The organism is Pseudomonas sediminis (assembly GCF_039555755.1).
Taxonomy (GTDB): Bacteria; Pseudomonadota; Gammaproteobacteria; order Pseudomonadales; family Pseudomonadaceae; genus Aquipseudomonas; species Aquipseudomonas mendocina_D.
Genome location: NZ_CP154631.1, coordinates 2,300,042 through 2,326,072 on the forward strand (window position 1 = coordinate 2,300,042; position 26,031 = coordinate 2,326,072).

General features: G+C 63.3%; 30 protein-coding genes. 10 read left to right on the plus strand and 20 right to left on the minus strand.

The genetic code is table 11. From position 1 onward, the window contains the following. Nucleotides 1–14: 14 nt before the first annotated feature. The 4 genes from AAEQ75_RS10925 (at nucleotide 15) to AAEQ75_RS10940 (ending at nucleotide 2,497) form a co-directional block, all read left to right on the plus strand. Nucleotides 15–1,022: a class 1 fructose-bisphosphatase gene (locus AAEQ75_RS10925; protein WP_179575318.1), complete on the plus strand. Its 1,008-nt coding sequence runs from the start codon at nucleotides 15–17 to the stop codon at nucleotides 1,020–1,022. After that, nucleotides 1,022–1,621: a DUF924 family protein gene (locus AAEQ75_RS10930; protein ID WP_179575319.1), complete on the plus strand. Its 600-nt coding sequence runs from the start codon at nucleotides 1,022–1,024 to the stop codon at nucleotides 1,619–1,621. Before AAEQ75_RS10925 ends, AAEQ75_RS10930 begins: the two co-directional genes overlap by 1 nt. 69 nt (nucleotides 1,622–1,690) lie before the next feature. Continuing rightward, nucleotides 1,691–1,942 (plus strand): outer membrane protein assembly factor BamE domain-containing protein, encoded by a 252-nt coding sequence (gene bamE / locus AAEQ75_RS10935; RefSeq protein WP_106733706.1) that lies wholly within the window; start codon nucleotides 1,691–1,693, stop codon nucleotides 1,940–1,942. Nucleotides 1,943–1,954: 12 nt separating this feature from the next. Then, nucleotides 1,955–2,497 carry a lipocalin family protein gene (locus AAEQ75_RS10940; RefSeq protein WP_343352298.1) on the plus strand — a complete coding sequence of 181 codons (543 nt, stop codon included), beginning with the start codon at nucleotides 1,955–1,957 and terminating at the stop codon, nucleotides 2,495–2,497. A 136-nt stretch (nucleotides 2,498–2,633) separates the two neighbouring features. Here the strand turns inward: AAEQ75_RS10940 and AAEQ75_RS10945 are convergent, their stop codons facing one another. Next, nucleotides 2,634–3,071, minus strand: coding sequence for a hypothetical protein (locus AAEQ75_RS10945; protein ID WP_343352300.1), 438 nt, complete (start codon nucleotides 3,069–3,071; stop codon nucleotides 2,634–2,636). Between the two features lie 78 nt (nucleotides 3,072–3,149). Between AAEQ75_RS10945 and pip the strand changes: the two genes are divergently transcribed. Further along, nucleotides 3,150–4,121 (plus strand): prolyl aminopeptidase, encoded by a 972-nt coding sequence (pip, locus tag AAEQ75_RS10950; RefSeq protein ID WP_343352302.1) that lies wholly within the window; start codon nucleotides 3,150–3,152, stop codon nucleotides 4,119–4,121. Then, entirely contained in the window at nucleotides 4,118–4,555 is a 438-nt protein-coding gene (gene dtd, locus AAEQ75_RS10955) for a D-aminoacyl-tRNA deacylase (RefSeq protein WP_316914089.1), read from the plus strand. The genes pip and dtd overlap by 4 nt, the downstream gene beginning before the upstream one ends. A gap of 25 nt (nucleotides 4,556–4,580) precedes the next feature. On the opposite strand, the gene AAEQ75_RS10960 is transcribed toward dtd, so the two are convergent. The 9 genes from AAEQ75_RS10960 to ubiE form a co-directional block, all read right to left on the minus strand. After that, complete coding sequence (locus AAEQ75_RS10960; RefSeq protein WP_179575323.1) at nucleotides 4,581–5,291, minus strand: 16S rRNA (uracil(1498)-N(3))-methyltransferase; 711 nt, start codon at nucleotides 5,289–5,291, stop codon at nucleotides 4,581–4,583. Next, nucleotides 5,288–6,070: a twin-arginine translocase subunit TatC gene (tatC, locus tag AAEQ75_RS10965; RefSeq protein WP_343352304.1), complete on the minus strand. Its 783-nt coding sequence runs from the start codon at nucleotides 6,068–6,070 to the stop codon at nucleotides 5,288–5,290. Before tatC ends, AAEQ75_RS10960 begins: the two co-directional genes overlap by 4 nt. Then, entirely contained in the window at nucleotides 6,067–6,411 is a 345-nt protein-coding gene (tatB, locus tag AAEQ75_RS10970; RefSeq protein ID WP_179575325.1) for a Sec-independent protein translocase protein TatB, read from the minus strand. The genes tatC and tatB overlap by 4 nt, the downstream gene beginning before the upstream one ends. Nucleotides 6,412–6,414: 3 nt before the next feature. Beyond that, entirely contained in the window at nucleotides 6,415–6,648 is a 234-nt protein-coding gene (gene tatA, locus AAEQ75_RS10975; protein ID WP_099522810.1) for a twin-arginine translocase TatA/TatE family subunit, read from the minus strand. Between the two features lie 22 nt (nucleotides 6,649–6,670). Next, a complete protein-coding gene (locus AAEQ75_RS10980; protein WP_125836707.1) occupies nucleotides 6,671–7,006 on the minus strand; it encodes a phosphoribosyl-ATP diphosphatase in 336 nt (111 codons plus the stop codon). Next, complete coding sequence (gene hisI / locus AAEQ75_RS10985) at nucleotides 6,999–7,397, minus strand: phosphoribosyl-AMP cyclohydrolase (protein ID WP_143504529.1); 399 nt, start codon at nucleotides 7,395–7,397, stop codon at nucleotides 6,999–7,001. Before hisI ends, AAEQ75_RS10980 begins: the two co-directional genes overlap by 8 nt. Nucleotides 7,398–7,467: 70 nt before the next feature. Further along, entirely contained in the window at nucleotides 7,468–9,054 is a 1,587-nt protein-coding gene (gene ubiB / locus AAEQ75_RS10990; protein WP_343352308.1) for a ubiquinone biosynthesis regulatory protein kinase UbiB, read from the minus strand. Beyond that, nucleotides 9,051–9,668, minus strand: a complete 618-nt coding sequence (locus AAEQ75_RS10995; protein WP_343348666.1) for a ubiquinone biosynthesis accessory factor UbiJ — start codon at nucleotides 9,666–9,668, stop codon at nucleotides 9,051–9,053. The genes ubiB and AAEQ75_RS10995 overlap by 4 nt, the downstream gene beginning before the upstream one ends. Then, on the minus strand, nucleotides 9,668–10,438 hold the full coding sequence (gene ubiE, locus AAEQ75_RS11000) for a bifunctional demethylmenaquinone methyltransferase/2-methoxy-6-polyprenyl-1,4-benzoquinol methylase UbiE (RefSeq protein ID WP_343348667.1): 771 nt from the start codon (nucleotides 10,436–10,438) through the stop codon (nucleotides 9,668–9,670). Before ubiE ends, AAEQ75_RS10995 begins: the two co-directional genes overlap by 1 nt. 147 nt (nucleotides 10,439–10,585) lie before the next feature. Here ubiE and AAEQ75_RS11005 point away from each other — a divergent pair, with 147 nt between their 5' ends. The 3 genes from AAEQ75_RS11005 to AAEQ75_RS11015 all read left to right on the plus strand — a co-directional run bounded on the left by AAEQ75_RS11005 (nucleotide 10,586) and on the right by AAEQ75_RS11015 (nucleotide 12,330). Next, nucleotides 10,586–10,861: a polyhydroxyalkanoic acid system family protein gene (locus AAEQ75_RS11005; protein ID WP_013713710.1), complete on the plus strand. Its 276-nt coding sequence runs from the start codon at nucleotides 10,586–10,588 to the stop codon at nucleotides 10,859–10,861. 169 nt (nucleotides 10,862–11,030) lie between these two features. Next, nucleotides 11,031–11,477: a phasin family protein gene (locus tag AAEQ75_RS11010; protein WP_179575328.1), complete on the plus strand. Its 447-nt coding sequence runs from the start codon at nucleotides 11,031–11,033 to the stop codon at nucleotides 11,475–11,477. Nucleotides 11,478–11,487: 10 nt separating this feature from the next. Then, nucleotides 11,488–12,330 carry a phasin family protein gene (locus tag AAEQ75_RS11015; protein ID WP_343348671.1) on the plus strand — a complete coding sequence of 281 codons (843 nt, stop codon included), beginning with the start codon at nucleotides 11,488–11,490 and terminating at the stop codon, nucleotides 12,328–12,330. 188 nt (nucleotides 12,331–12,518) lie between these two features. Here the strand turns inward: AAEQ75_RS11015 and AAEQ75_RS11020 are convergent, their stop codons facing one another. The 10 genes from AAEQ75_RS11020 to AAEQ75_RS11065 form a co-directional block, all read right to left on the minus strand. Further along, nucleotides 12,519–13,133 carry a TetR/AcrR family transcriptional regulator gene (locus AAEQ75_RS11020; protein ID WP_179575330.1) on the minus strand — a complete coding sequence of 205 codons (615 nt, stop codon included), beginning with the start codon at nucleotides 13,131–13,133 and terminating at the stop codon, nucleotides 12,519–12,521. A 180-nt stretch (nucleotides 13,134–13,313) separates the two neighbouring features. Further along, nucleotides 13,314–14,996 carry a class II poly(R)-hydroxyalkanoic acid synthase gene (gene phaC / locus AAEQ75_RS11025; protein ID WP_343348673.1) on the minus strand — a complete coding sequence of 561 codons (1,683 nt, stop codon included), beginning with the start codon at nucleotides 14,994–14,996 and terminating at the stop codon, nucleotides 13,314–13,316. Between the two features lie 230 nt (nucleotides 14,997–15,226). After that, on the minus strand, nucleotides 15,227–16,084 hold the full coding sequence (phaZ, locus tag AAEQ75_RS11030) for a poly(3-hydroxyalkanoate) depolymerase (protein WP_017678527.1): 858 nt from the start codon (nucleotides 16,082–16,084) through the stop codon (nucleotides 15,227–15,229). Between the two features lie 153 nt (nucleotides 16,085–16,237). Continuing rightward, nucleotides 16,238–17,917 carry a class II poly(R)-hydroxyalkanoic acid synthase gene (gene phaC, locus AAEQ75_RS11035; protein WP_343348676.1) on the minus strand — a complete coding sequence of 560 codons (1,680 nt, stop codon included), beginning with the start codon at nucleotides 17,915–17,917 and terminating at the stop codon, nucleotides 16,238–16,240. A 296-nt stretch (nucleotides 17,918–18,213) separates the two neighbouring features. After that, nucleotides 18,214–18,585 (minus strand): DUF971 domain-containing protein, encoded by a 372-nt coding sequence (locus tag AAEQ75_RS11040; protein ID WP_343348678.1) that lies wholly within the window; start codon nucleotides 18,583–18,585, stop codon nucleotides 18,214–18,216. A gap of 288 nt (nucleotides 18,586–18,873) precedes the next feature. Beyond that, nucleotides 18,874–20,214, minus strand: coding sequence for an HslU--HslV peptidase ATPase subunit (hslU, locus tag AAEQ75_RS11045; RefSeq protein ID WP_343348680.1), 1,341 nt, complete (start codon nucleotides 20,212–20,214; stop codon nucleotides 18,874–18,876). Nucleotides 20,215–20,288: 74 nt separating this feature from the next. Further along, entirely contained in the window at nucleotides 20,289–20,819 is a 531-nt protein-coding gene (gene hslV / locus AAEQ75_RS11050; protein WP_343348682.1) for an ATP-dependent protease subunit HslV, read from the minus strand. A 96-nt stretch (nucleotides 20,820–20,915) separates the two neighbouring features. Further along, nucleotides 20,916–21,590 carry an SPOR domain-containing protein gene (locus AAEQ75_RS11055; protein ID WP_343348684.1) on the minus strand — a complete coding sequence of 225 codons (675 nt, stop codon included), beginning with the start codon at nucleotides 21,588–21,590 and terminating at the stop codon, nucleotides 20,916–20,918. Beyond that, nucleotides 21,591–23,330 carry an arginine--tRNA ligase gene (gene argS / locus AAEQ75_RS11060; RefSeq protein WP_343348686.1) on the minus strand — a complete coding sequence of 580 codons (1,740 nt, stop codon included), beginning with the start codon at nucleotides 23,328–23,330 and terminating at the stop codon, nucleotides 21,591–21,593. It abuts the gene before it with no gap. Nucleotides 23,331–23,435: 105 nt separating this feature from the next. Then, the gene (locus tag AAEQ75_RS11065) at nucleotides 23,436–25,655 is read right to left on the minus strand and encodes a primosomal protein N' (protein ID WP_343348688.1); all 2,220 of its coding nucleotides are present in this window, start codon (nucleotides 25,653–25,655) and stop codon (nucleotides 23,436–23,438) included. Between the two features lie 158 nt (nucleotides 25,656–25,813). Between AAEQ75_RS11065 and rpmE the strand changes: the two genes are divergently transcribed. Then, a complete protein-coding gene (rpmE, locus tag AAEQ75_RS11070) occupies nucleotides 25,814–26,026 on the plus strand; it encodes a 50S ribosomal protein L31 (RefSeq protein WP_003459015.1) in 213 nt (70 codons plus the stop codon). Nucleotides 26,027–26,031 lie beyond the last annotated feature (5 nt).

The window sequence follows — 26,031 nt, forward strand, 5'->3', positions numbered from 1 at the left end:
TTCCGGAGCCGTCCATGTCCCGCGTCACCCTGAGCCGATACCTGATCGAGCAGACTCGCAGCCATAACACCCCGGCCGACCTGCGTTTCCTTATCGAAGTCGTGGCGCGGGCCTGCAAGGCGATCAGCCATCAGGTGTCCAAGGGCGCCCTTGGCGGCGTGCTGGGCAGCCTGGACAGCGAAAACGTGCAGGGCGAAGTGCAGAAGAAGCTCGACGTGATTTCCAACGAGATTCTGCTCGAAGCCAACGAGTGGGGCGGCCACCTGGCCGGCATGGCGTCCGAGGAAATGGACAACGCCTACCAGATTCCCGGCAAGTACCCGAAAGGTGCCTACCTGCTGGTATTCGACCCGCTGGACGGCTCCAGCAACATCGACGTCAACGTTTCGGTCGGCACCATCTTCTCCGTGCTGCGCTGCCCTGACCGCAACGGCCAGACCGGCGACCTGGGCGAGGAAGCCTTCCTTCAGCCGGGCACCCAGCAGGTCGCGGCCGGCTACGCCATCTATGGTCCGCAGACCATGCTGATGCTGACCCTCGGCGACGGCGTGAAGGGCTTTACCCTGGATCGTGAGCTGGGCAGTTTCGTGCTCACCCACGACAACATCAAGGTGCCGGAGTCGACCAAGGAATTCGCCATCAACATGTCCAACCAGCGCCACTGGGAAGCCCCGGTGCAGCGTTACGTTTCCGAGCTGCTGGCCGGTGAAACCGGGCCACTGGGGCGTAACTACAACATGCGCTGGATCGCCTCGATGGTGGCCGATGTGCATCGCATCCTCACCCGTGGCGGCGTGTTCATGTACCCGCGCGATGCTCGCGAGCCGGACAAGCCGGGCAAGCTGCGCCTGATGTACGAGGCCAACCCGATGTCGATGATCATCGAACAGGCCGGCGGCTCCGCGACCGACGGCAGCCAGCGTATTCTCGATATCCAGCCCACTTCCCTGCACCAGCGTGTGCCGGTATTCCTCGGCTCCAAAGAAGAAGTGCTGCGCATCACCGCCTACCACCGCAACTGATGAGTACCTGGCTACCGTTGCTCGACTGGTGGTTCGGTGCCGAAGGCAGCGCTACCGAAGTCGCCGCAGCGCGCCAGGGTTTGTGGTTCGGCAAGCGTGACAGCCAGGATCGTGAGGCCGAGGCGCGTTTCGGCGCCCTGGTCGAGCAGGCACTGGCTGGCGAGCTCAGGGATTGGCTGGATGACCCGCAGGGTTGGCTGGCACAGCTGATCCTGCTCGATCAACTGCCGCGCATGATCTTTCGCGATACACCACGCGCATTTGCGGGAGACCAACGGGCTCGCCCGCTGCTGCGCGATGGTCTGGAGCGCGGCTGGGACCGCCGGCTGACGCCGATACAGCGTGTCTTTGCCTATCTGGTCTTTGAGCACGCCGAAGATCTGCCGTTGCAGAACCGTGCGGTTGAACTGTTTGCTGATCTGCTCAGCGAAGCAGCTGCCAATGAGCGGCCATTGTTCGCCAATTTCCTCGATTACGCCGAGCGCCATCAGCGGGTGATCGCTCGTTTCGGTCGTTTTCCCCATCGCAATGCGATTCTCGGTCGCGCATCCAGCGACGAAGAGCAGGCCTTCCTGCGGGAACCCGGCTCGCGTTTCTGAACTCCAAGCGGGCAAGTCGTCGCCGGCTATGCCAAGCTTGTTGGCACCTTCCCATCAGGAGCTTCATCCATGTCGATGCGTATCGTCGCGTTGCTCGCCTGTTGCCTGCTCGCCGCCTGCGGCAAGGTCAATCAGGAAAACTACTCCAAGCTCAAGGCCGGTATGAGCAAGCAGGAGGTGGAAAGCCTGCTCGGCGCGCCGGGCGAATGTGCCGGTGCGTTAGGGATGACCAGCTGCACCTGGGGCGACGACAAGGCCTATATCAGTGTCCAGTACGCCGGAGACAAGGTCATGCTGTTCTCCGGCAAGGGACTCAAGTAAACAGGAGCCTCCATGCGTTCGATCCTACTCGCCAGCGCCATTCTCGCCCTCGCCGGCTGTGCCAACTCCGGTACCGGCAACATTCACAAATCGCCGCCGCAGACCATGCAGGTCGACCTGCAGCGCTACCAGGGCACCTGGTACGAGCTGGCGCGGCTGCCGATGTTCTTCCAGCGCAAATGCGTGCAGTCGGAAGCGCATTACGGCCTGCGTGACGACGGGCGCATCGACGTCACCAACCGCTGCCGTGACAAGGACGGTGAATGGATCGAGGCCAAGGGCGTCGCCGAGCCGCAGGTCGAAGGGAAGACCGACAAGCTCTGGGTGCGCTTCGATAACTGGGCCAGCAAGATCCTGCCGATCAAGGGCGACTACTGGGTGATCTACCACGACGAGGATTATCGTGTAGCGCTGGTCGGCCACCCGAAGCACAAGTACCTGTGGCTGCTGTCACGCTCTCCGGAGATCGATCAGGAAACCCGCGACAAGCTGCTCAGCGTCGCGCGTGAGCAGGGTTATGTGACCTCGGATCTGATCTGGCGCCAGCCCGATTGATGCAGCTGTAGCCTTGCATCGAGCGCGTAACTGGGTACATTAGGCCCGCCCCCTGCAGGAGCGAGCTTGCTCGCGATCAACATCGAGGGACCGCCGGCAAACCGGCTCCTACGCAGGCGGGGGCCAGGCTACGCTTTTACTCCCAGTCCAGCCGCGCGAGTTTCCACTCGTTGCCGTCCAGCCACCATTCCAGCTTCACCGAGTAGTGCCGCGCGCTGTCGGGAATCAACCCTTCGGCGCCGCTAAGACCCACCTGCGCTTCGGTATAACCCTTGCTGCTGATTGCCGAGTCGATCCAGCTGTTCTTGCCCAGTGCGATGACCTTGATGTTCTTGTGGCGCAGGAACAGCAGGGTCATGGTGCGTTTGGCCCATTCACGGTCGAGCTCCTGGCGGGCCAGGAAATCATCATGTAGCAGGTCCAGCACTGCACCGGTGCTCTTGGCCTCGATATTGTCCTGCAACTGCTGTACGGCCGCCTCCAGCGCTGCCTGTGGGTCGTCACGACCGCCGCAGCCGGCGAGCAGGAGGGTGATGGACATAAACAGCGACCAAGCCAGATGACGCATCGACATGCTGAACTTCCTTTTCATGGTTATGATGCCGGGCAGAGTGGAACACGGCAGTTGTAGCCCAGCCAACAGGAGCCAACCATGCAGACTTTGTATCCGGAGATCAAACCCTACGCCCGCCATGAGCTGGCGGTCGAGCAACCGCACGTGCTTTACGTCGACGAGAGCGGCTCTGCGGATGGGTTGCCGGTACTGTTCATCCATGGTGGCCCTGGCGCCGGCTGCGATGCGGCCAGCCGCCGCTACTTCGATCCTGCCCTGTATCGCATCGTCACTTTCGACCAGCGTGGCTGCGGCCGCTCCACGCCGCATGCGAGCCTGGAGAACAACACCACCCAGGCGTTGATCGCCGATATCGAGCGTATTCGCGAGCATCTGGGCATCGACAAGTTCGTGCTGTTCGGCGGCTCCTGGGGCTCCACCTTGGCGCTGGCGTATGCGCAGACGCATCCGCAGCGTGTGCATGGTTTGATCCTGCGCGGCATCTTCCTGTGCCGGCCGCAGGAACTCGGCTGGTTCTATCAGGAAGGCGCCAGCCGCCTGTTCCCCGATTACTGGGAAGATTACGTGGCGCCCATCCCGGTCGAGGAGCGCGGTGACCTGATGCAGGCCTTCTACAAGCGCCTGACGGGTACCGACCAGATCGCCCAGATGCATGCGGCCAAGGCCTGGTCGACCTGGGAGGGGCGCACTGCCACCCTGCGTCCGAACACTCAGGTGGTCGAGCGCTTCAGCGAGGCGCATCGGGCACTGTCCATCGCCCGTATCGAGTGCCACTACTTCGTCAACGACGCCTTCCTCGAGCCTAACCAGCTGCTCCGTGACATGCCGAAGATCACCCACCTGCCGGGCATCATTGTGCATGGCCGATACGACGTGATCTGCCCACTGGATAATGCCTGGGCGCTGCATCAGGCATGGCCCAACAGCGAGCTGCAGATCATCCGTGACGCCGGCCACTCGGCGGCGGAACTCGGTATCACCGATGCGCTGATCCGCGCCGCCGAACAGATGGCCCGGCGCCTGCTCGACCTGCCGCCGGAGGATGCATGAAGCTGCTGATCCAGCGCGTCACTGAGGCGCGGGTGGAGGTGGAAGGGGAAGTGGTCGGGCGCATCGATCAGGGCCTGTTGGCGCTGGTCGGCATCGAACCGCAGGACGATCAGGCCAGTCTGTCGCGCGCGCTGCACAAGCTGCTGAATTACCGCGTGTTCAGCGATGAAGCGGGCAAGATGAATCGTTCGCTGACGGATATGCAGGGCGGCCTGTTGCTGGTCTCGCAGTTCACCCTGGCGGCCGACACCAAGAGCGGTATGCGCCCCAGCTTCTCCAGCGCTGCACCGCCGGTGCAGGGGGCTGCGCTGTTCGACGGTTTGGTCGAAATGGCCAAGGCCCAGCACCCGCAGGTCGCCACCGGGCGTTTCGGCGCCAATATGCAGGTGCACCTGGTCAACGATGGGCCGGTGACCTTCCTGCTGGAGGTATAGCGGTAGCTTGTGGGAGCGTTCGTGCTTAGAACAATCTGGCCAGCAACGCCGGCACGGCCGTCTCCACCCGCAAGATTCGCTCGCCGAGCTGCACCGGCTGCAGGCCTGCGGCTTCACGCAGAAGCTCGACTTCGTAGGGAATCCAGCCGCCTTCCGGGCCGATGGCCAGGGTCACTGGCTCCTGTACTGCACGCGGGCAGGTTGGGTGATTGCCGGGATGGCCGGTCAGGCCGAGCGTGCCGGCTGCCAGCGCCGGCAGGCGATCCTCGACGAAGGGCTTGAAGCGTTTCTCGATGCTCACCTCGGGTAGCACCGTATCACGCGCCTGTTCCAGGCCCAGGATCAGCTGTTCGCGAATGGCCTCTGCCTCGAGAAATGGCGTCTGCCAGAAGCTCTTTTCCACGCGATAGCTGTTGACCAGCACCAGGCGCGGCACGCCCATGGCGCTGACGGTTTGCAGCACGCGCTTGAGCATCTTCGGGCGGGGCAGGGCGAGGATCAGCGTCAGCGGCAGCTTGGCGGGTGGGGGTTGGTCGAGGCTGACCTGCAGTTCGGCATGCTCGGCATCCAGAGCGATCAGTCGACCTTCGCCCATCAAGCCGTCAAGGCGACCGACGCGCAGGCGGTCACCGGTTTCGGCGCGATGTACTTCATGTAGGTGCTTCAGGCGCCTACCAGTGAGACGTACCCGGTCGCCGTCAACGAAGTCGGCGTCTTCCAGCAGCAGCAGATTCACGGCTGTGGTGCGGGTGGTTGGTCTTCGGGCTCGGCCTGTTCCTCGTCGCGCTTGCGCTTGACCATGGCGCCAGCCAGCACGCCGGCCTCGAACAGCAGCCACATAGGTACTGCCAGCAGCGTCTGCGAGAACACGTCCGGCGGCGTCAGTACCATGCCGACCACGAAGCAGCCAACGATCACATAGGGACGGCTCTTGCGCAGTGTGGCGACGTCTACCAGCCCGACCCAGATCACCAGAAATGTAGCGATGGGGATCTCGAAGGCCACGCCGAAGGCGAAGAACAGCGTCAGGACGAAATCCAGGTACTGGCCTATGTCGGTCATCATCGCCACGCCTTCCGGCGTCACGCTGGCGAAGAAGCCGAACATGATCGGGAACACCACGAAGTAGGCGAAGGCCATGCCGGCATAGAACAGGAAAATACTGGAGACCAGCAGTGGCACCGCGATACGCCGTTCGTGGGTGTACAGCCCTGGCGCGATGAAGCCCCAGATCTGGTGCAGGATCACCGGCATGCCGAGAAACAACGCACACATCAGCGTCAGTTTGAACGGTGTGAGAAACGGCGAGGCGACGCCCGTGGCGATCATCGTCGCGCCTTCCGGCAGGTAGGCCCGCAGCGGCGCTGCTACCAGAGCGTAGATATCCTGAGCGAAGTAGAACAGGCCGGCGAAGATCAGCAGGATGATCACTACACAGCGCAACAGGCGAGTACGCAGCTCGGCCAGGTGCGAGACCAGGGGCATTTCCTGGTCGGCTTGTGGATTATTGCTCATGGCTGGGGATTCTTGTCCTGAACGCTCTGGGCCGTTTCGGTGGTCGGTTTGGCGCTGTTCTCGGCTGACGGGCTGTTACTGCTGCCGGTGCCGAGAATGTCCTGCTTCATCGCCTTCATCTCGCGCTCCAGCTCAAGAATCCGCTCGTTGTGCAGCTGGCGACGAATTTCATCAGCGCCGATCTCGCGCTCCACCTCGGCCTTGATCGAGTTGAAGCTGCGCTTGATCCGGCCGATCCACAGGCTGGCCGTGCGCACGGCGCCGGGCAGGCGCTCAGGGCCGAGCACCACCAGAGCCACGAGGCCGACCAGTAATAGCTCGGTAAAACCGATGTCGAACATGGCTTAGTCTTTCTTCGCCGGCTCTTCGACCTTGCGTGCCTGGGCATCGATGGTCTGGCCCTTGGGCTCTTCCACGGCGGGCTTTTCAGCTTCGCTGCTATCCATCGATTTACGGAAGCCTTTGATCGCGTCGCCCAGATCCGAGCCCAGGCCTTTCAGGCGCTTGGTACCGAAAAGCATGACCACGATGAGCAGGATGATCAGGAGTTGCCAGATGCTGATACCGCCGAAACCCATGATGAGTTCTCCGTTGTGAAAGTTATTCGGATTGCGGTCGCGCGGCTTTTTCCGCGTGGCCGGAGAGGCCGAAACGGCGATCCAATTCATCCAGCACGGCCTGAGGATGCTGGCCCAGGGCCGCGAGCATGACCAGACTGTGGAACCACAGATCGGCGGTTTCGTAGATCAGGTCCTTGCAGTCACCGCTGCTGGCGGCGTCCTTGGCGGCGAGGATGGTTTCCACCGATTCCTCGCCGACCTTTTCCAGAATCTTGTTCAGGCCCTTGTGATAAAGGCTGGCGACATAGGAGCTGTCGGCCGCTGCGCCCTTGCGCGCTTCCAATACCTCGGCCAGGCGGCTCAGGGTGTCACTCATGGCTATGTCCTGCATAGATGGCGTGCGGGTCTTTCAGCACGGCGTCGACGGTTTTCCAGTCGCCGTTCTCGTACACGCGGTAGAAGCAGCTCTCGCGACCGGTGTGGCAAGCGATGCCGCCCAGTTGCTCGACCATCAGCACGATGACGTCGGCATCGCAGTCCAGGCGCAGTTCGTGCAGCTTCTGCACATGGCCGGACTCTTCGCCCTTACGCCACAGCTTGCCACGTGAGCGCGACCAGTAGATGGCACGGTTCTCGGCGGCGGTGAGAGCGAGGGATTCACGGTTCATCCAGGCCATCATCAGGATGCGGCCGGTCTGGTGGTCCTGGGCGATGGCCGGCACCAGGCCGTCTTCGTTCCAGTGGATTTCGTCGAGCCAATCGTTCATCGGTGTTCCAAGTCTGCCGGGGCTGCCGGACTGTCAATTCGCCAAGTGTGCCAGTGCCGTGGCTAGCTGGCTATCGGCGCAGCACCAGATAGAGTCCGCCGCCAACCATCAGCCAGGCGGGCCAGGCGGCCAGCAGCGGTGCCAGGCCTTGAATGGTACCGGCAGCAATCAGTGCGGCGCCGAGCAGGCGTAGTGGCCATCGGTCGCTGCTGGGGTGCTGCTCTTCCCGTTGCTGCGAGCGCTGCAGGCGCTCCAGGGTGTCGCGGGCGATCTGCGACAGGTGCGGCACCTGCTCGGCCTGTTGCTGCAGATTGCGCAGCAGGTGTAACGGGCTGATGCGTTCGCGCATCCAGCGTTCGAGATAGGGCTGGGCGGTGCTCCACAGGTCCAGGTCCGGATACAGCTGGCGACCGAGGCCTTCGATGTTGAGCAGGGTCTTCTGCAGCAGTACCAGCTGCGGCTGCACTTCCATGTTGAAGCGCCGTGCGGTCTGGAACAGGCGCAGCAGCAACTGGCCGAAGGAGATGTCTTTCAGCGGCCGTTCGAAGATCGGCTCGCAGACGGTGCGGATCGCAGCCTCGAACTCGTTGACCTTGGTCTCCGCCGGCACCCAGCCGGAGTCGATGTGCAGCTGCGCGACCTTGCGATAGTCACGCTTGAAGAAAGCCAGCAGGTTGCGCGCCAGGTAGTCCTGATCCTCGTCGGTGAGGCTACCGACGATGCCGCAGTCGATGGCGATGTACTGCGGGCTCCAGGGCGTGCGCGTGCTGACGAAGATGTTGCCGGGGTGCATGTCGGCGTGGAAGAAGCTGTCGCGGAACACTTGGGTGAAGAAGATTTCCACGCCGCGCTCGGCCAGGAGCTTCATGTCGGTGCGCTGGTCGGCCAGGGTCGCCAGGTCGGTGACCGGGATGCCGTAGATACGCTCCATCACCAGCACCTGTGGACGGCACAGGTCCCAGTACACCCGCGGTACGTAGAGCAGCGGCGAACCATCGAAATTGCGTCGCAGCTGGCTGGCGTTGGCCGCCTCACGCAGTAGGTCGAGCTCGTCGTAGATGGTCTTTTCGTAGTCGCTGACCACCTCGACCGGATGCAGACGACGGGCATCGGCGGAAGCCTTTTCGGCAATGCGGGCGATCAGAAACAGCCAGGCCAGATCCTGGCGGATCACCGGCTTGAGGCCTGGGCGTACTACCTTGACCACCACTTCTTCGCCGGTCTTGAGCTGCGCGGCGTGCACCTGCGCGACCGAGGCAGAGGCCAGCGGCTGGCTGTCGAAGCGGGCGAACAGTTCGCTCACCGGTGCGCCGAGCTGACGCTCGATCAGGGCGATGGCCTGGGCTTCGGGGAACGGCGGTACCTGATCCTGCAGACGCGCCAGTTCGTCGGCGATGTCCGGCGGCATCAGGTCGCGGCGGGTAGACAGCAGTTGGCCGAACTTGATGAAGATCGGTCCGAGGTCTTCGAACGCCAGGCGCAGGCGTGCACCGCGCGACAATTGTGACGGCTTGCGCGGCAGCCAGCGCCACGGCAGCAGCCAGGACAGTGCGCGCAGCCAGAATGGCAGCGGCAGTTCGAGGAGCAGGTCGTCCAGTTGATAGCGGATGACCACGCGCTGGATACGCAGCAGACGGCGAACGGCAAGCAGCTTCATGCGTCGGACTTATTGGCAGAAGTGAGGCGCTCGATGCGTGCTTCCAGGCGGTCGAGGGCGAGTTTGAGATGGTCCAGTTCGGCAAAGCGCACATCGGCTTCGCGCTGGCCCACCAGCGTGCGTGATTCTTCGGCCAGGTAGTCGGCCAAATCCTGCTTGAGGCTGGCCGCTCCGTTGCTGGCCAGGTTCACCCGGCTGCGCAGATGGCCGGCGAGCAGGGTAGTGGCCACCGGGCCGAGCCAGCGGGAGACTTCGTATTCCCAATCCAGCTCCAGATCCTGGAGGATGCCGGCCAGTTGCAGCAGCACCGCGCTGTCGCCATCGAGCGAGACTTCCGGGCGGTGCAGCACGGCGGTCTTGTCGCGGCTCAGTGCCAGGCGCGCCAGGCTGGCGGCGGGTGCGGTGAGCGTGCAGTCGGGCGGTGCGTGCCATTGCGACGCCAGTTGCAGGCCGTCGCCGCTGGGCAGGATGAACAGCTCCAGGGTGGGACTCTGGCAGTGCACGGCGATGACCTTGCCGCTCAGCGCCTGCAGGCGCGGCAAGGCCGTGCCATCGAGGCCGAGAACCCGGTTGAGGCCCGTTTCGACGCCTGCCAGCAATCCGGTTATGAGCATTAAGGCTTGATGCCGCGGTGCAGGGCGACGATGCCGCCGGTCATGTTGTGGTAGGTCACGCGTTCGAAGCCGGCATCGACCATCATCGCCTTGAGGGTTTCCTGATCCGGGTGCATGCGGATCGACTCGGCGAGGTAGAGGTAGCTTTCCGAATCATTGGTGATCAGCTTGCCAGCCAGCGGCATGAAGCTGAACGAATAGGTGTCGTAGACCTTGGCCAGCAGCGGGTTGCCGGGCTTGGAGAACTCCAGCACCAGCAGGCGGCCACCGGGTTTGAGCACGCGCAGCATGGAGGCGATGGCCGCATCCTTGTGGGTGACGTTGCGCAGGCCGAAGGCGATGGTGACCACGTCGAAGTGATTGTCGGGGAACGGCAGCTTCTCGGCATCGGCTTGAACGAACTGCACGTTGCCGGCCACGCCCTTGTCCAGCAGGCGGTCGCGACCGACCTTGAGCATGGAATCGTTGATATCGGCCAGCACCACTTCACCGGTCGGGCCGACGATGCTGGCGAACTTGCGGGTCAGATCACCGGTGCCGCCGGCGATGTCCAGCACACGGTTACCGGGGCGCACGCCGGACAGCTCGATGGTGAAGCGCTTCCACAGGCGATGCAGGCCGCCGGACAGCACGTCGTTCATCAGATCGTACTTGGCCGCCACCGAGTGGAAGACTTCAGCCACCTTTTCCGCTTTCTGGCTTTCCGGTACGTCCTGGAAACCGAAGTGGGTGGTGGGTTCCTGCTCCTGGGCCTTGCGTGGATCGCTCATGTCGCTCTCACCGGGTAGAAAACCGCACCATTCTAAAGGCGCCTGGCGCCTTTGTCTTGCCTGGGTGCCCGCTTGCCCGATGGGCTGGTAGAGTGATGTGACCTCATGCCGCAGCCACGCGGCACGCTGCCAGTTCAAGGAGTTTTCATGTCCCGTATTCGTGTCGAACGATCCCATTCCCTTGGTCGCGAGGGCGCCCGCGAAAAGGCCGAGCGCCTGGCCGAACGCCTGGCCAGCGAGTACGACGTGCGCTATCGCTGGAACGGCGACACCCTGGAGTTCAAGCGCAGCGGTGCCGACGGCAGCATCGCGGTGGGTGAAGACACCGTGCGTGTCGAGCTCAAGCTCGGGCTGTTGCTGTCGCCCATGGGCGGCATGATCCAGCGCGAGATCGAGCAGGTGCTGGACAAATCGCTGGCCTGAGAGTAGCTGCAAGCCGGTAGGGTGCGCTGTGCGCACCTTCGCTGGGGTGCTTGAGCATGCGTACAGTCGCCTGCTCCTAGTATGCGATTTCTAATTTTTCTCTTTAGGGTGTACCCAAGCCTGCATTCCGTGGGCGTTTCCGCTAACTGTAAAGCGCGTGAGGTGCACCATGTCGAAAGTATCCGTGAAGAAAAAAGTAGAAGCCGTGGTCGAAGACAAAGCCGGTCTGTTCGACGACGTGAAGGGCTATGCCCGCAAGATCTACCTCGCTGGCCTGGGCGCTTACGCCAAGGCAGGTGTCGAGGGGGCTGAATACTTCAAGGAACTGGTCAAGGCCGGTGAAGGCGTCGAGAGCAAAGGCAAGAAGCTGGTCGACGAGCAGGTAGAGGCCGCCAACAGCCAGATCGAATCGGTCAAGCAGTCGGTCAATTCCAATGTCACCAGCGTTAAAGGCAAGGTCGAAGTTCAACTCGACAAGATCGAGAAGGCTTTCGATACTCGTGTGGCTTCCGCTCTGAACCGTATCGGCATTCCGTCCAAGCAGGATGTTGAAGCACTCTCTGCTAAGCTGGATGAGCTGAGCGCGTTGCTCGAGCATGTCGCGCGTACCAAATAAGGAGATCAGGATGGCTGTTAAGAAGAAAACCGAGAAACAGACCAGCTCCTGGATCGGCGAGGTCGAGAAATACTCGCGTCAGATCTGGTTGGCAGGCTTGGGCGCTTACTCCAAGGTCAGCAAGGACGGCACCAAGCTGTTCGATACGCTGGTCAAGGACGGCGAGAAGGCTGAGAAGCAGGCCAAGAGCGAAGTCGACAAGCAGGTTGGCGCGGTGAAAGCCGGCGTCGGCTCCAAGGTCGGTTCCGCCAAGTCCAAGGTCGATGAAGTCCGGGGCAAGGCGATCGGCAAGTGGGGTGAGCTGGAAGAGGCTTTCGACAAGCGTCTGAACAATGCCATCTCGCGTCTGGGCGTGCCCAGCCGCAACGAGGTCAAGGCATTGAACGACAAGGTCGACAGCCTGACCAAGCAGCTGGAGAAAATCACTGGCGTATCGGCCAAGTCGGTCGCCAAGCCTGCTGCCAAAGCTGCGCCCAAACCTGCCGCGAAGGCTGCCGCCAAGCCGGCTGCCAAACCTGCTGCCAAAGCTGCAGCCAAAGCTGCAGCCAAGCCCGCTGCCAAACCGGCTGCCGCGAAACCTGCAGCCGCCAAGCCGGCAGCTAAACCTGCGGCGAAACCGGCAGCCAAGGCCGCAGCGAAACCCGCTGCCAAGCCAGCGGCCGCCGCCAAGCCTGCAGCTAAGCCAGCAGCCAAGCCTGCTGCAGCGAAGAAGCCGGCTGCGAAGAAACCGGCAGTACCCAAGGCAGCTGCGCCGAAACCGGCTGCACCGGCACCAGCTCCGGCCGTCGCTGCAACGCCGGCTGCTGCACCGGCTCCGGCTGCCACTCCGGCAACTCCAGCCACCCCGTCCTGAGTTTCTCGGGACTGAAAACGCCCGGCCTAGTGCCGGGCGTTTTCGTTTCAGGTCGCAGGGCGGGCCATGCGCAACAACCGTGGATGCGTCTCGGCTTTGTAGGGCGGGTGCAACCCGCCATTTGCGCTCTGGCGGGTTGCACCCGCCCTACATTCCCAGCGTGTCATTGGCATGCGCACGGCTGCGCATCAGGCTTCCAGATAGCGCTGCGCCAGATGTTCGACGGTGCTGCGTGATGGCTGATTCAGATGAGGCGCGACTAGCATCATGATCTGGTACACCACCAGGCGGACTTCACCCTGCTGGTCGAGGATGCGCTGGTAGTCGAGGGAGAACAGCAGGGTCAGGGTGATCTGCTCGACCAGTTGGCCGAGCGCCTGAGTGCCGCTGTTCAACTGCCCATCCGCCATCAGGCGGGCGAGCAGGGCAGCCAGGGTGCGTTTCAGCGCGTTCAGCCAATGACGAATTCCTCGTGCCAGCTTCGGCAACCTTCCCGCCAGGTTGGACATATCTTGGAAGAGAAAGCGGTACTGCGACAGGCGCTCGACGATCAGGTGCAGGAACAGCCAGTAGTCCTCGACATCCAACTGGGCCTCTGCGGGTGGGTCGAGCAGAGGCGCCATCTCGCTCTGGAAACGCTCGAACAGTTCCAGTACCAACGGCTCCTTGCCATGGAAGTGGTAGTAGAGATTGCCTGGGCTGATGTCTAGCTCGTTGGCGATCTCCAGGGTCGAAACATTGGGCTCGCCCTGCTCGTTGAACAGCTGCAGGGCGGTTTGCAGAATGCGTTCGCGGGTTTTCATCCTTGGCTTCTTGTTCGACTGCGCGAGGGCTGACGATAACCGGCCGGCGTGCTGGCGGCCATCCCTTTACTAAAAGTCGCACAGCGACACCTCCTATACCCTTCTCCCTTGGGAGAAGGTGGCGCGAAGCGCCGGATGAGGGGTGCGCATGTCCACGGGCTTTCTTCGTTGCATGCCGCTTCAGCGGATATGCACGTAGGTGCCGGGCGCCGCCTCCATGGTCGGATGCTTCTGGCTGCCCAGGGTCATCAGCGTGGCGCGTTGCTCGCCGGAGCGCGCCTGAATCCACTCCAGCCACTGCGGCCACCAGCTGCCCTGCTGATGCTGGGCGTCGTGATACCAGGCGCGCGGGTCTGAGGTGAGCTTGGCGTTCTCGTAGTAGTTGGCCTTGGGGTTGCCCGGCGGGTTGAGAATGCTCTGGATATGGCCGCTGTTGGAGAGGATGAAGCGGCGGTTGCCGCCGAGCAGCAGGGTCGAGCGGTAGACTGCGTCCCAGGGCGTGATGTGATCGTTGATGCCGGCCACGCTGAAACTGTCGACAGTGACCTTGGCCAGGTCCACCGGCGTACCACAGACTTCCAGGCCGCCGCTGCGGCTGAGCGGGTTGTGCTTGAAGAAGTCGATCAGATCGCCATGCAGTGCAGCGGGCAGGCGGGTGTTGTCGTTGTTCCAGTAGAGGATATCGAAAGCCGGCGGCTGCTTGCCGAGCAGGTAGTTGTTGATCCAGTAGTTCCAGATCAGGTCGTTGGGGCGCATCCAGGCGAATACCCTGGCCATGTCGCGACCATCCAGCACGCCTTGCTGGTAGGAGCGGCGCTTGGCTGACTCGAGGGTTTCCTCGTCGGCGAAGAGCATCGCCGGGCTGTCGATCTGACTGTCGAGCAGACTGACCATATAGGTAGCGCTGGCAACCTTGCGTAACTGCCGGCGCGCCTGCAGGTGGCCTTGCAGGGCGGCGATGGTCAGACCACCGGCGCAGGCGCCGAGCAGATTGACGTCCTTGCTGCCGGTGATCGCGCGGCAGGCGTCGACCGCCTCTTCGACCGCCTGCACGTAGCTCGATAGACCCCATTCGCGATGCCGTGGATCGGGATTGCGCCAGCTGATCATGAAGGTCTGCAGGCCGTTCTTCAGCGTGTACTGGACGAAGCTCTTGTCGTTGGACAGGTCGAATATGTAGTACTTGTTGATCTGCGGCGGCACGATCAGCAGCGGGCGCAGGTACTGCTTTTCGCTCATCGGCTTGTACTGGATCAGCTCCAGCAGCTCATTGCGAAACACCACTGCGCCGGGGGTGCAGGCCAGGTTACGACCGACCTCGAAAGCATGCTTGGTCACCTGGCTGGGCATGCCGTCGTTGTGCAGCAGGTCGTCGAGCAGGTGGCGCAAGCCCTTGAAGGCACTACTGCCGCCGGTATTGAACAGCTCCTTCAACGCCTGCGGGTTGAGCGGGCTATTGGAGGGCGACAGTGCGTCACTCATCAGCGCGGCGAGAAAGCGCGCGCGGGCGCGATCATCGGCTGACAGATCGCTGTCGTCGATCCATGCCGCCAGTTGCTTCTGCCACGCCAGATAGGCCTGCAGACTGCGGCGATAGAAGGGGTTGAGGTGCCAGGTTGGATCGGCGAAACGGGCATCCTGCGGATTGACCTTGTGCAGGGTGTCGCCGAGCAGCACCCGGCCAAGCTGGCCGCCGAAGGCCAGCAGGTGACGACCACTGCGCACCGGGTTCTTCAGGCCCTGGGCGGCCAGCAGGCGCATCGTGGACAACAGATCGCGACCGCGTACGCCCACTACCGCGCTCTGGGCATTCATGAAACTGGCAGGTGCCGGCAGTGAGGCCAGGTTCGACTTGTCTCGCATGGTGTAACACTCCATCGTCAAACCGCTTGGCAGGTCGTTGAGCACGACCTGCAAGAGACTTTCATGGCGCGGACTGCCTGACGCGCACCTTGTGCTTGTGCAACCTGTGCAGCAAGCCCTGTACCAGGCACACGGGAAGTGCATTCCAGAGCGCCGCGTCGAAAATCGAAGGGGCCGTTATCGGCCCCTTCGTCGCGCATGCCCTACATTGCGCACTAAGCTGGTGCGGGTCAATGCTGGCGCACGGGTGTTGGCTGCGGGTGCATCACCGCGCGGTGCCGTTCCTCTTCGAGAAACTTCATGATGATCGGCGCTACCGCCTCGGCGCGGGTCACCAGGAACAGGTGGCCGTCGTCGATCACGTGCAGTTCGGCGTTGGGAATGCGCCAGGCCAGCAGGCGCATGTTGATCAGTGGGATCAGCGGGTCGTCATCGCCGGCCATCACCAGCGTCGGTTGGCGGATCTTGTGCAGCCAGTGAATGCTGGTCCAGCCGAGGCCGGCGAACAGCTGCCAGTAGTAGCCCATCTTGCCGCCCGAACGCACCTTGCTGGCATGCGCCATGGCCAGCTTGGGGTCGCGACGGAAGGCGCCGCCGTAGATGTCCGGGGCGATGCGCACGCCGTAGGACGGCTGCACGTAGCGCCGCGGGCTGGCCATGCGCCAAAGCACCTTGGGCTTGCCTGGCACCATCACCGCGCCGGCCGACGTGGCGGCGAGGATCAGCTTCTTGCAGCGCTCGGGGTAGTCATGGGCGAACTGCTGCGCGAGTGCGCCGCCCCAGGACACGCCAATGGCGTTGACCTGACCGTAGTCGAGATAGTCCAGCATGCGCGCCGCCAGCTTGGCCAGACCGGGAAACCGGTAGGGCGTGGCCGGGGTCGATGAGCCACCAACGCCAGGAACGTCGAAGGCGATGATTTCCAACTCTGGGTCCAGGGCGGCGACGAAGGGCATCACCAGCTCCAGGTTGGCGCCGATGCCGTTGAAAATCAGCAGCGGCACCAACTGGCTGTTGCCCGGCCGCACCGCGGTGCGGATGGTCTGCCCATCGAGGTCGATGGTGCGGAATACGAATGGTTGCGGCATGGGCGCAGCCCCTATGGAGTTAAGCGCTGGAGGCGACGATCCTGGCCGCTTCCAGAATGACCAGGGCAATCCTGGTTCGTCACGCCCGGCCAGGCCGTCGTGACGTGCGGCACTTCCCAGTGCCGCGGGCAGTGTGGCGCCAGAGGCGCCGCATCAACGTTCGTGTACGTAGGTGCCCGGGGCGGCTTCGCCGGCCGGGAATTTCTTGTTGCCCAGTGTGGTGGACGCGTTCTTGGTCTTGCCTGAGCGCTCGGCCAGCCAGGTCTGCCAGTGCAGCCACCAGGAGTCGGCGTGCTTGGTCGAGCTTTCCTGCCAGGCCTTCGGGTCCAGCGGCATCTCGCTGTTGGTCATGTAGCGCGCCTTGGGGTTGCCCGGCGGGTTGAGAATGCTCTGGATATGGCCGCTGTTGGAGAGCACGAACTCGCACTTGCCGCCGAACAGATGAGCCGATTTGTAGCAGGAATCCCATGGTGTGATGTGGTCGGTGGTGCCGGCGACGACGAAGAAGTCGCAGGTGACCTGTTTGAGGTCGATCGGCGTACCGCAGACTTCCAGCGCGCCGGGACGGGTCAACGGGTTGGTCTGGAACATTTCGATGAACTCGCCGTGCAGCGCAGCCGGCAGGCGTGTGGTGTCGTTGTTCCAGTAGAGAATGTCGAACACCGGCGGCTCGTTGCCGAGCAGGTAGTTGTTGACCCAGTAGTTCCAGATCAGGTCGTTGGGGCGCATCCAGGCGAACACCTTGGCCATGTCGCTGCCTTCCAGCACGCCGGCCTGGTAGGAACGGCGCTTGGCCGCTTCCAGGGTCTTCTCGTCGGCGAACAGCGCTACCTGGGTGTCGAGCTGGGTGTCGAGCACGCTGACCAGCAGGGTTAGGGCATTGACTTTGGGCTGGCCGAGCGCGGCGTAGTGGCCGAGCAGCGAAGCAGTGGTCAGGCCACCGGAGCAGGCGCCGAGCATGTTGACGTCCTTGCTGCCGGTGATGGCGCAGATGACGTCGATGGCTTCCTTGAGCGCCTCGATGTAGGTGGACAGGCCCCACTCGCGCTGCGCCTTGGTCGGGTTGCGCCAACTGACCACGAAGGTCTGCACCTGGCTGCGCAGCAGAAAGCGCGCCAGGCTCTTGTCTGGCGACAGGTCGAAGACGTAGAACTTGTTGATCTGCGGCGGCACCACCAGCAGCGGGCGTTCGTGCACGCTCTCGGTGATCGGCTTGTACTGGATCAGCTCCAGCACGTCATTGCGAAACACCACGGCGCCGTCGGTGGTGGCCAAGTTCTTGCCGACCTCGAAGGCCTCCATGTTCACCTGGCTGGGCATGCCGCCGTTGTGCACCATGTCCTTGGCCAGGTGCGAGAGGCCGTCGAGCAGGCTCTTGCCGCCGGTTTCGAAGAAACGTTTGACCGCGGCCGGGTTGGCCATGCTGTTGGAGGGTGCCATGGCTTCGGTCATCAGGTTGATCACGAAGTGGCCGCGGCTGGCGTCCTGCTCGGACAGCGAGCTGTGCTCGATCCAGTCGTGCAGTTCCTTGCGCCAGGCCAGGTAGGTCTGCAGGTAGCGGCGATACAACGGGTTCTGGCTCCAGGCCGGGTCGGCGAAGCGGCGGTCACCGTCTTCAGGCTTGAGCGCGGACTGGCCGAGCATGACGTTCTTTAGTTCGAGGCCGAAATGGGCGACATGCTTGGCGCTGTGGAACGGTTGCTTGAGTGCCTGGGTGAGCACCATGCGGGCAGATGTCAGGAGATCCTTGCCGCGGATGCCAATCACTGGGTTGAGTCCCAGAGTGTTTTCCGAGGCCTGGCGTTTCAGGTCTTCGTTATTCTTATCACTCATCTACGACGCTCCATTGTCCTGAGACGAATACCGGCCTGTGGGGGCGCGCGGCGACACAGGGCCTGGTACTGCTCGGGTTAACCGGGGGCGGATCGAGTCCGCATCTTTCGTTGCATCTGGCACAGCCAAATGCAGGGAACCTGCCAGTTCCTTGGTTACCCGAGTTTTTGAAGTTAAGCAAGCTGGTCAGTGGGGCAGGAGTATGCCGCGATAGATTAGAAAACGCGCTCTAACTGTCGCTAACGTGACTCTATGTGATGGGCGCGAGCGCTCTGCGTCGAGGCTTTTGCAGCCGCTCAAAGCATCAGGCGGACGACCGACTCGTTGGGGTCGCGAGATTTTCCGGCAGCGCTGAGTTCGGCCAGGTAGTCGGCCCACAGCGCGTCTTGGCGTGTGGCCAGTTCGTACAGGTATTCCCAGGTGAACAGGCCGCTGTCGTGGCCATCGTCGAAGCACAGTTTCAGTGCGTAGTTGCCAGCCGGTTCGATGCGCTCGAGACCGACGTTGAGTTTGCCGGTCTGCAGGATCGGCTTGCCATGCCCCTGTACTTCGGCCGAGGGCGAGTGTACGCGCAGAAACTCGGCACTGAGCCGATAGCTCTGCTCGCCATAGCGCAGCTCCAGGGTTTTCGAGGCCTTGTGCAGTTTGATTGCGCTGGGGATGGGCATGGCTGATTTCCGTGATCTTTTGGGGTGCTTGCAATGTCCTGTAGGAGCGGCTGGGCGGCATTGCGCTTCAGCCGCGAAATTCGCGGATAAATCCGCTCCTACAGAATGGCGCCGGTCACCAGCGACAGGATCGTGCGCCTGGATTTACCAGGCTGTTGAAAAACTACCTACGTTGCCATTGCTGCGTTAAAAACAGGCTCAAAATGCTCATTTATAGCTCGTAAACTCCGCTTTTTCGCCTGTTTTTGCCTTGCACTGGCTGCCTCGCCTACGTTTTTCAACGGCCTGTTACAGGATATAGCGCGACAGGTCTTCGTCCTGCGCCAGCTCGCCGAGGTGGTCGTTGACGTAGGTTGCGTCGATGCGAATCGGTTCGCCGTTCTGCTGGCCAGCCAGATCACCGGCACTGAAGGAGACTTCCTCCAACAGGCGTTCGAGCAGGGTGTGCAGGCGACGGGCACCGATGTTCTCGGTCTTCTCGTTGACCTGCCAGGCGATTTCGGCGAGACGCTTGATGCCGTCTTCGGCGAATTCGATGCTCAAACCCTCGGTCTGCAGCAACGCACTGTACTGTTCGGTAAGCGAAGCGTGCGGCTCGCTGAGGATGCGCTCGAAGTCCTGCGGGCTCAGTGCCTTGAGCTCGACGCGAATCGGCAGGCGGCCTTGCAGCTCGGGCACCAGGTCGCTCGGCTTGCTCAGGTGGAAAGCGCCCGAGGCGATGAACAGGATATGGTCGGTCTTGACCATGCCCAGCTTGGTGTTGACCGTGCAGCCCTCGATCAGCGGCAGCAGGTCGCGCTGCACACCCTCGCGAGAAACATCGGCGCCACCGGTATTGCCGCGCTTGGCCACCTTGTCGATCTCGTCGATGAAGACGATGCCGTGTTGCTCGACGGCTTCCAGTGCGCGGGCCTTGAGTTCTTCCTCGTTGACCAGGCGCGCGGCTTCCTCGTCGCGCACCAACTTGAGGGCATCGGCGACCTTGAGCTTGCGGCTCTTCTTCTTGCCCTTGCCCATGCTGGAGAACAGGTTCTGCAGCTGGTTGGTCATCTCCTCCATGCCCGGCGGGGTCATGATCTCGACGCCCATGGGCGAGTCGGCCACTTCGATATCGATTTCCTTGTCGTTCAACTGACCTTCGCGCAGGCGCTTGCGGAACAGCTGACGGGTATTGGAATCCTCGCTGCGCGCCGGCTCATCACCGAAACCCTGGCGTGCAGGTGGCAGCAGGGCATCGAGGATGCGCTCTTCGGCGGCATCTTCGGCACGGTGGCGGACCTTGGTGATCTCCTGTTCGCGCAGCATCTTCACCGCGGCATCGGCCAGGTCGCGGATGATCGACTCGACGTCGCGGCCAACGTAGCCGACCTCGGTGAACTTGGTCGCCTCGACCTTGAGGAACGGCGCGTTGGCCAGCTTGGCCAGGCGACGGGCGATTTCGGTCTTGCCGACACCGGTCGGGCCGATCATCAGGATGTTCTTCGGTGTCACTTCCTGGCGCAGTTCAGCCGGAAGCTGCATGCGCCGCCAGCGGTTGCGCAGGGCGATGGCGACGGCGCGTTTGGCGTCGTCCTGGCCGATGATGTGGCGGTTGAGTTCGTGAACGATCTCGCGGGGCGTCATGGACATGGAATCTGGCTCGCTATCGGGAAACTGTGAGCGCCTGTTCGTCGGCATCGGAACAGGTTCTGAGGCAGTGGACGCTACTCGGCAGCGTCCAGTTCCTCGATGGTCTGATGATGGTTGGTGAACACGCAGATGTCGCCGGCGATGCCGAGTGCGGTCTGCGCTACCTCAAGGGCCGACAGATCGGTCTTCATCAGCAGGGCGCGCGCGGCGGCCTGAGCGAAGTTGCCGCCGGAGCCCATGGCGATCAGGCCTTCCTCGGGTTCGACCACGTCGCCGTTGCCGGTGATGACCAGGGATGCGTCCTTGTTGGCCACGGCCAGCATGGCTTCCAGGCGGCTCAGGCTACGGTCGGTACGCCAGTCCTTGGCCAGTTCGACGGCGGCGCGTACCAAGTGGCCTTGATGTTTCTCGAGCTGGCCTTCGAAGCGCTCGAACAGGGTGAAAGCGTCGGCGGTGGCACCGGCGAAGCCGGCCAGCACCTGGCCGTGGTAGAGGCGGCGCACCTTCTTGGCGTTGCCCTTCATGACGGTGTTGCCGAGGGAAACCTGGCCGTCGCCAGCCATCACGACCTTGCCGTGGCGGCGCACTGAAACGATGGTGGTCAAGGGTGAATCTCCACGCTGCGGGGCGAACTTGCCCGGATGGAAACTCAGATGGGGTGCCCGCCGCAGATTTTCAACCGGCGGCGGATCAAACGGCGATCAGCGGACCTGGCGCTGCTGTAACAGCAGATTGCTGTAGCCGTTGCCAGCGAGGGTCTTCTGCGCGGCCGCGAGTTGCTCGCGACTGGCGAAGGGGCCGACCAGAACCCGGTGCCAGGTCTCGTCGCGCACCTTGCCAGTTTCCACGCGTACGTTCTGGCCGAGCAGGATGATCTGCGCGCGCACAGTGTCGGCATCGTCACGCTTGCGGAACGAGCCTGCCTGGAGGAAGAACTGCGTGGTGACGGGCGCGCTGGCCAGTACCGGCGGCGCAGGCGGCGGCACCTGGCCGTTGAGCGCAGCTTCGGCGCGAGCGGTGTCGATCTTCGCAGCCTCTTCCGGGGTGACCGGTTTCTGTTCGGGCAGGGGGGGCGGCGTTTCTTCCAGTGCCTGCGGCAGGATCACTTCCGACTCCGGCAGCAGGGTGTAGAAATCGTACTTGGGTCTGGACGGCTCGGGTTGCGTCGGCTTCGGCTCCGGCTTGGTACTGCGGACCTGCTCGCCCTTGTCGCGCTTGATCTCGTCACGGCCCGGTTCGAGGCTGAACAGAAACATGAAGAAACCACCGACCACCAGGCCGCAGGCCAGCCAGATCCATCCTGGTACGGGCTTTTTCGCCGGGGCTTGGTAGCGACTGGCGCCACGTTTCGGTGCCGGTTTCTTGCGCGCTGCCATTTACATCCGCTCCAGGGTTTCCAGGCCGAGCAGCTCCAGGCCCTGCTTGAGAGTGCGGCCGGTGAGGGCGGCCAGACGCAGACGGCTGTCGCGGGTGGCTTCGTCCTCGGCACTCAGGATCGGGCAATTCTCATAGAAGCTGGAGAACAGGCCGGCGAGGTCATACAGGTAGGCACAAAGAATGTGCGGCGTGCCCTTGTCGGCGACGTTGCCGAGCAGCTCGTTGAATTGTGCCAGCTTGGCGGCCAGGGCTTGCTCCTGATCGGCAACCAGGGTGATTTGCCCGCCGATCTCGTCCACGCCCTTGCCCAGCTTGCGGAACACACCAGCCACGCGGGTATAGGCGTACAGCAGGTAGGGTGCGGTATTGCCTTCGAAGCTCAGCATCAGGTCGAAGTTGAAGCTGTAGTCGCTGGTGCGGTGCTTGGACAGATCGGCGTATTTCACCGAGGCGATGCCAACCACGCGTGCGATGTTGCGCAGTTCCTCTTCGCCGAGGTCCGGGTTCTTGTCCTTGACCAGGCTGTAGGCGCGCTGTTCGGCTTCGTCGAGCAGTTGCACCAGCTTCACGGTGCCGCCGTCGCGGGTCTTGAACGGGCGACCGTCCGGACCGTTCATGGTGCCGAAGCCCATGTGTTCCATTTCCATGCTGGCCGGGACGAAGCCTGCCAGGCGCGCGCAGGCGAAGACCATCTGGAAGTGCAGGGCCTGGCGCTGGTCGACGAAGTACAGCACCCGGTCGGCCTTGAGCGTGCCGGCACGGTAGCGGGTGGCGGCCAGGTCGGTGGTGGCATACAGGTAGCCGCCGCCGGCCTTCTGCACGATCAGCGGTAGCGGGTTGCCTTCGGCATTCTTGAACTCGTCCATGAATACGCACTGCGCGCCGTTGTCTTCGGTCAGTAGACCCTTGGCGGCCAACTCGGCAACCACTTTCGGCAGGTCATCGTTGTAGGCGCTCTCGCCTTTGACGTCGGCCATGCTCAGCTTGACGCCGAGGCGGTCGTACAGCGCCTGGCAGTGCGACAGGGAAATGTCGTTGAAACGGTGCCACAAGCGCAGGCACTCGGCGTCGCCAGCCTGCAACTGGACCACCAGCTCGCGGGCGCGGTCGGCGAACTCGCTGGATTCGTCGAAGCGCTTTTTGGCGGCGCGGTAGAAGCCTTCCAGGTCGGCCAGCTCGCTTTCGGCGGCCGCCGGGTTTTCCTGCATGTAGGCCAGCAGCATGCCGAACTGGGTGCCCCAGTCGCCGACGTGGTTCTGGCGAATCACGCTGTCACCGAGGAACTCCAGCACGCGCGCCACACCGTCACCGATGATGGTCGAGCGCAGGTGACCAACGTGCATTTCCTTGGCCAGGTTGGGTGCCGACAGGTCGACTACCACGCGCTGCGCTGCGCCGTTCTTGCGTACGCCGAGCTTGGCATCGGCCAGTGCTGCTTCCAGGCGCTGGGCCAGGGCATCGCTGTTCTGGAAAAAGTTGAGAAAGCCTGGGCCGGCGATTTCCACCTTGGCGATCTGCTCGTCGGCCGGTAATGCTGCGATCAGCTTTTCGGCCAGGTCGCGCGGCTTCATGCCAGCCGGCTTGGCTAGCATCATGGCGATGTTGCTGGCGAAGTCGCCGTGGCTCTTGTCCTTGGTGTTCTCCACCTGGATGGCCGGCGTCAGGCCCGCTGGCAGCACGCCTTCGGCGGTCAGGCGGTCGAGGGCTTGCTGGATCAGGTGGCGAATGCTGTCTTTCATGTTCGGCTCGGGTTGCCTTGGGGCTTTGGTCGAAAACTGCGCATTATAAGAGCAGCGGCAAGCTGCAAGCCACAAGCAGGCATCACCCTGTTACAGCGCGTCGCCTCAGAACAGATCGATCGGGTCTACGTCCAGCGACCAGCGTACCGCACGGCCGCTGGGCATTTGCTCAAGCGCGTGCAGCCAATGGTTTAGCAGGCGGTGTAGCGGTGCGCGGGCGTTGCCCTGCACCAGCAGTTGCGCACGGAAGCGCCCGGCGCGGCGCTCCATCGGCGCGGGCACCGGGCCGAGCAGTTCGATGCCGGTCAATCCCAGCTCAGCCAGCAAATGCTCGGCCTCACTGCAGGCCTCATCGAGAAAACCTTCTGCCTGGCCGGGCTTGTGCGCTTCGGCGCGCAGCAGGGCCAGATGGCAGAACGGCGGCAGGCCGGCGCTGCGGCGCTCACTCAGCGCCTGTTCGGCGAAGGCGAAGTAGCCCTGCTCGGTCAATTGCACCAGCAGGGGGTGGTCGGCCAGGTGGCTCTGGATGATCACCTTGCCCGGCTCCTCGGCACGCCCAGCACGGCCAGCGACCTGCACGATCAACTGCGCCATGCGCTCGCTGGCACGAAAGTCAGCCGAGAACAGGCCGCCGTCGGCGTCGAGGATCGACACCAGCGTCACCCGCGGGAAATGGTGACCCTTGGCAAGCATCTGGGTGCCGACCAGGATGCACGGCTCGCCCTTGTTGATGGTGGCGAACAGGCGATCCATCGCGCCCTTGCGTGAGGTGCTGTCGCGGTCGATGCGCAGCACCGGGTAATCGGGGAACAGCACGGCCAGGCGTTCTTCGGCGCGCTCGGTGCCGGCACCGACCGGGCGCAGGTCGACGTGTTGGCACTTCGGGCAGTTGCTCGGCTGCCGCTCGACATGGCCACAGTGGTGGCAGCGCAGTTCCTGATAGCGCTGGTGCACGGTCATGCGCGCATCACAACGCGGGCACTCGGATAGCCAGCCGCAGTCGTGGCAGAGCAGGGTCGGGGCGAAACCGCGACGGTTGAGAAACACCAGCACCTGCTGACCAGCCGCCAGGGTTTGGGCAATGGCCTGCTGCATCGGGCCGGAGATGCCCGAGTCCAACGGCCGGCTCTTCACGTCCAGACGCAGGAAGCGCGGCTGGCTGGCACCGCCGGCGCGCTGGGTCAGTTTGAGCAGGGCGTAACGGCCGCTATAGGCGTTGTGCAGGCTTTCCAGTGAGGGCGTGGCAGAGCCAAGCACGATCGGCACGTCTTCCTGGCGGGCGCGTACCAGTGCCAGATCGCGGGCGTGGTAGCGCAGGCCTTCCTGCTGTTTATAAGAGGCGTCGTGTTCTTCGTCGACGATGATCAGCCCAGGGTTCTTCATCGGCGTGAACAGGGCCGAGCGGGTGCCGATGATGATGTCGGCCTCACCATCGCGCGCCGCCAACCAGGCGTCCAGACGCTCGCGGTCGTTCACCGCCGAATGCAGCAGGGCGATGCGTGCGTTGAAGCGGCGGGCGAAGCGGTCGAAGGTCTGCGGGCCGAGGTTGATCTCGGGGATCAGCACCAGCGCCTGCTTGCCGGCTTCCAGGCATTGATGGATCAGCTGCAGGTAGACCTCGGTCTTGCCGCTGCCGGTAACACCCGCGAGCAGGAAGGCATTGAACTGATTCCAGCCCGACGCCACGGCATTCACTGCGGCGCGCTGCTCTGCGTTCAGCGGCAGTTCCGGTTGCGCCAGCCAGTGCGCGGGCTTGGCATGCGGCTGGGTGCGGCGCACCTCGACCCGCACCAGTCCCTTTTCATGCAGCAGCTGCAGGCTGTCGCGATTGAGTTGCAGTTGGCTGAGCAGGCTGTGGGCCACGCCATGAGGGTGTTGCGCTAGCGCCTTGAGCGCGTCGCGCTGGCGTGGCGCGCGGGCCAGGCGTGGGTCGTCGACGCTGGCGCCTTTGCTGGCCAGCCAGTAACGCTCCTGGCGGGTTTCGGCCGGCTCGCCCTGGCGTAGTAACACGGGCAAGGCCCAGCTCAGGGTGTCGCCGAGGCTGTGCTGGTAGTACTGCGCCGTCCACAGGCACAGCTTGAACAGCGACGCCGGTAGCGGTGGGCGAGCATCGAGCAATTCCAGGGCGGGCTTGAGCTTGTCGAGTGGTACCTCACTCTGGCTGTCGACTTCAACCAGTACGCCGATCATCTCGCGCCGGCCGAAGGGCACGCGCAAGCGCACGCCTGGCTGCAAGGCACTGCGCGACACGCCGACGGGGGCGAGGTAGTCGAACAGGCGGCGCAGCGGCGAGGGCAGGGCAAGGCGCAGGATCAGGTCGGGCAAGCCAGGAGCTCCTTTGACAGGCCGGCGATCTTAGCACGCGACGACCGGCGCCTTGCGCGGCTTGCATCGACTCACGCGTCTGGTAAGATGCGCGGCCTATTTCTGTGCGGTGCCTGACATTGGTCGGGTGGCGGCACGACTACCCTGAGGAAAGCACGATGAAAGCCGATATCCATCCGAACTACGTCGAAATCGACGCTACCTGCTCCTGCGGTAACGTGATCAAGACCCGCTCCACCCTGGGCAAGAACCTGAGCCTCGACGTTTGCTCCGAGTGCCACCCGTTCTACACCGGTAAGCAGAAAGTGCTGGACACCGGCGGCCGTATCGATCGCTTCAAGCAGCGCTTCGGCGTATTCGGCGCCAAGTAAGCGAC

Coding starts and splice junctions, on each gene's coding strand:
- AAEQ75_RS10925 (WP_179575318.1), top strand. CDS start 15: ATGTCCCGCGTCACCCTGAGCCGATACCTGATCGAGCAGACTCGCAGC.
- AAEQ75_RS10930 (WP_179575319.1), top strand. CDS start 1,022: ATGAGTACCTGGCTACCGTTGCTCGACTGGTGGTTCGGTGCCGAAGGC.
- bamE (WP_106733706.1), top strand. CDS start 1,691: ATGTCGATGCGTATCGTCGCGTTGCTCGCCTGTTGCCTGCTCGCCGCC.
- AAEQ75_RS10940 (WP_343352298.1), top strand. CDS start 1,955: ATGCGTTCGATCCTACTCGCCAGCGCCATTCTCGCCCTCGCCGGCTGT.
- AAEQ75_RS10945 (WP_343352300.1), bottom strand. CDS start 3,071: ATGTCGATGCGTCATCTGGCTTGGTCGCTGTTTATGTCCATCACCCTC.
- pip (WP_343352302.1), top strand. CDS start 3,150: ATGCAGACTTTGTATCCGGAGATCAAACCCTACGCCCGCCATGAGCTG.
- dtd (WP_316914089.1), top strand. CDS start 4,118: ATGAAGCTGCTGATCCAGCGCGTCACTGAGGCGCGGGTGGAGGTGGAA.
- tatC (WP_343352304.1), bottom strand. CDS start 6,070: ATGAGCAATAATCCACAAGCCGACCAGGAAATGCCCCTGGTCTCGCAC.
- tatB (WP_179575325.1), bottom strand. CDS start 6,411: ATGTTCGACATCGGTTTTACCGAGCTATTACTGGTCGGCCTCGTGGCT.
- tatA (WP_099522810.1), bottom strand. CDS start 6,648: ATGGGTTTCGGCGGTATCAGCATCTGGCAACTCCTGATCATCCTGCTC.
- AAEQ75_RS10980 (WP_125836707.1), bottom strand. CDS start 7,006: ATGAGTGACACCCTGAGCCGCCTGGCCGAGGTATTGGAAGCGCGCAAG.
- hisI (WP_143504529.1), bottom strand. CDS start 7,397: ATGAACGATTGGCTCGACGAAATCCACTGGAACGAAGACGGCCTGGTG.
- ubiB (WP_343352308.1), bottom strand. CDS start 9,054: ATGAAGCTGCTTGCCGTTCGCCGTCTGCTGCGTATCCAGCGCGTGGTC.
- AAEQ75_RS10995 (WP_343348666.1), bottom strand. CDS start 9,668: ATGCTCATAACCGGATTGCTGGCAGGCGTCGAAACGGGCCTCAACCGG.
- ubiE (WP_343348667.1), bottom strand. CDS start 10,438: ATGAGCGATCCACGCAAGGCCCAGGAGCAGGAACCCACCACCCACTTC.
- AAEQ75_RS11005 (WP_013713710.1), top strand. CDS start 10,586: ATGTCCCGTATTCGTGTCGAACGATCCCATTCCCTTGGTCGCGAGGGC.
- AAEQ75_RS11010 (WP_179575328.1), top strand. CDS start 11,031: ATGTCGAAAGTATCCGTGAAGAAAAAAGTAGAAGCCGTGGTCGAAGAC.
- AAEQ75_RS11015 (WP_343348671.1), top strand. CDS start 11,488: ATGGCTGTTAAGAAGAAAACCGAGAAACAGACCAGCTCCTGGATCGGC.
- AAEQ75_RS11020 (WP_179575330.1), bottom strand. CDS start 13,133: ATGAAAACCCGCGAACGCATTCTGCAAACCGCCCTGCAGCTGTTCAAC.
- phaC (WP_343348673.1), bottom strand. CDS start 14,996: ATGCGAGACAAGTCGAACCTGGCCTCACTGCCGGCACCTGCCAGTTTC.
- phaZ (WP_017678527.1), bottom strand. CDS start 16,084: ATGCCGCAACCATTCGTATTCCGCACCATCGACCTCGATGGGCAGACC.
- phaC (WP_343348676.1), bottom strand. CDS start 17,917: ATGAGTGATAAGAATAACGAAGACCTGAAACGCCAGGCCTCGGAAAAC.
- AAEQ75_RS11040 (WP_343348678.1), bottom strand. CDS start 18,585: ATGCCCATCCCCAGCGCAATCAAACTGCACAAGGCCTCGAAAACCCTG.
- hslU (WP_343348680.1), bottom strand. CDS start 20,214: ATGTCCATGACGCCCCGCGAGATCGTTCACGAACTCAACCGCCACATC.
- AAEQ75_RS11055 (WP_343348684.1), bottom strand. CDS start 21,590: ATGGCAGCGCGCAAGAAACCGGCACCGAAACGTGGCGCCAGTCGCTAC.
- argS (WP_343348686.1), bottom strand. CDS start 23,330: ATGAAAGACAGCATTCGCCACCTGATCCAGCAAGCCCTCGACCGCCTG.
- rpmE (WP_003459015.1), top strand. CDS start 25,814: ATGAAAGCCGATATCCATCCGAACTACGTCGAAATCGACGCTACCTGC.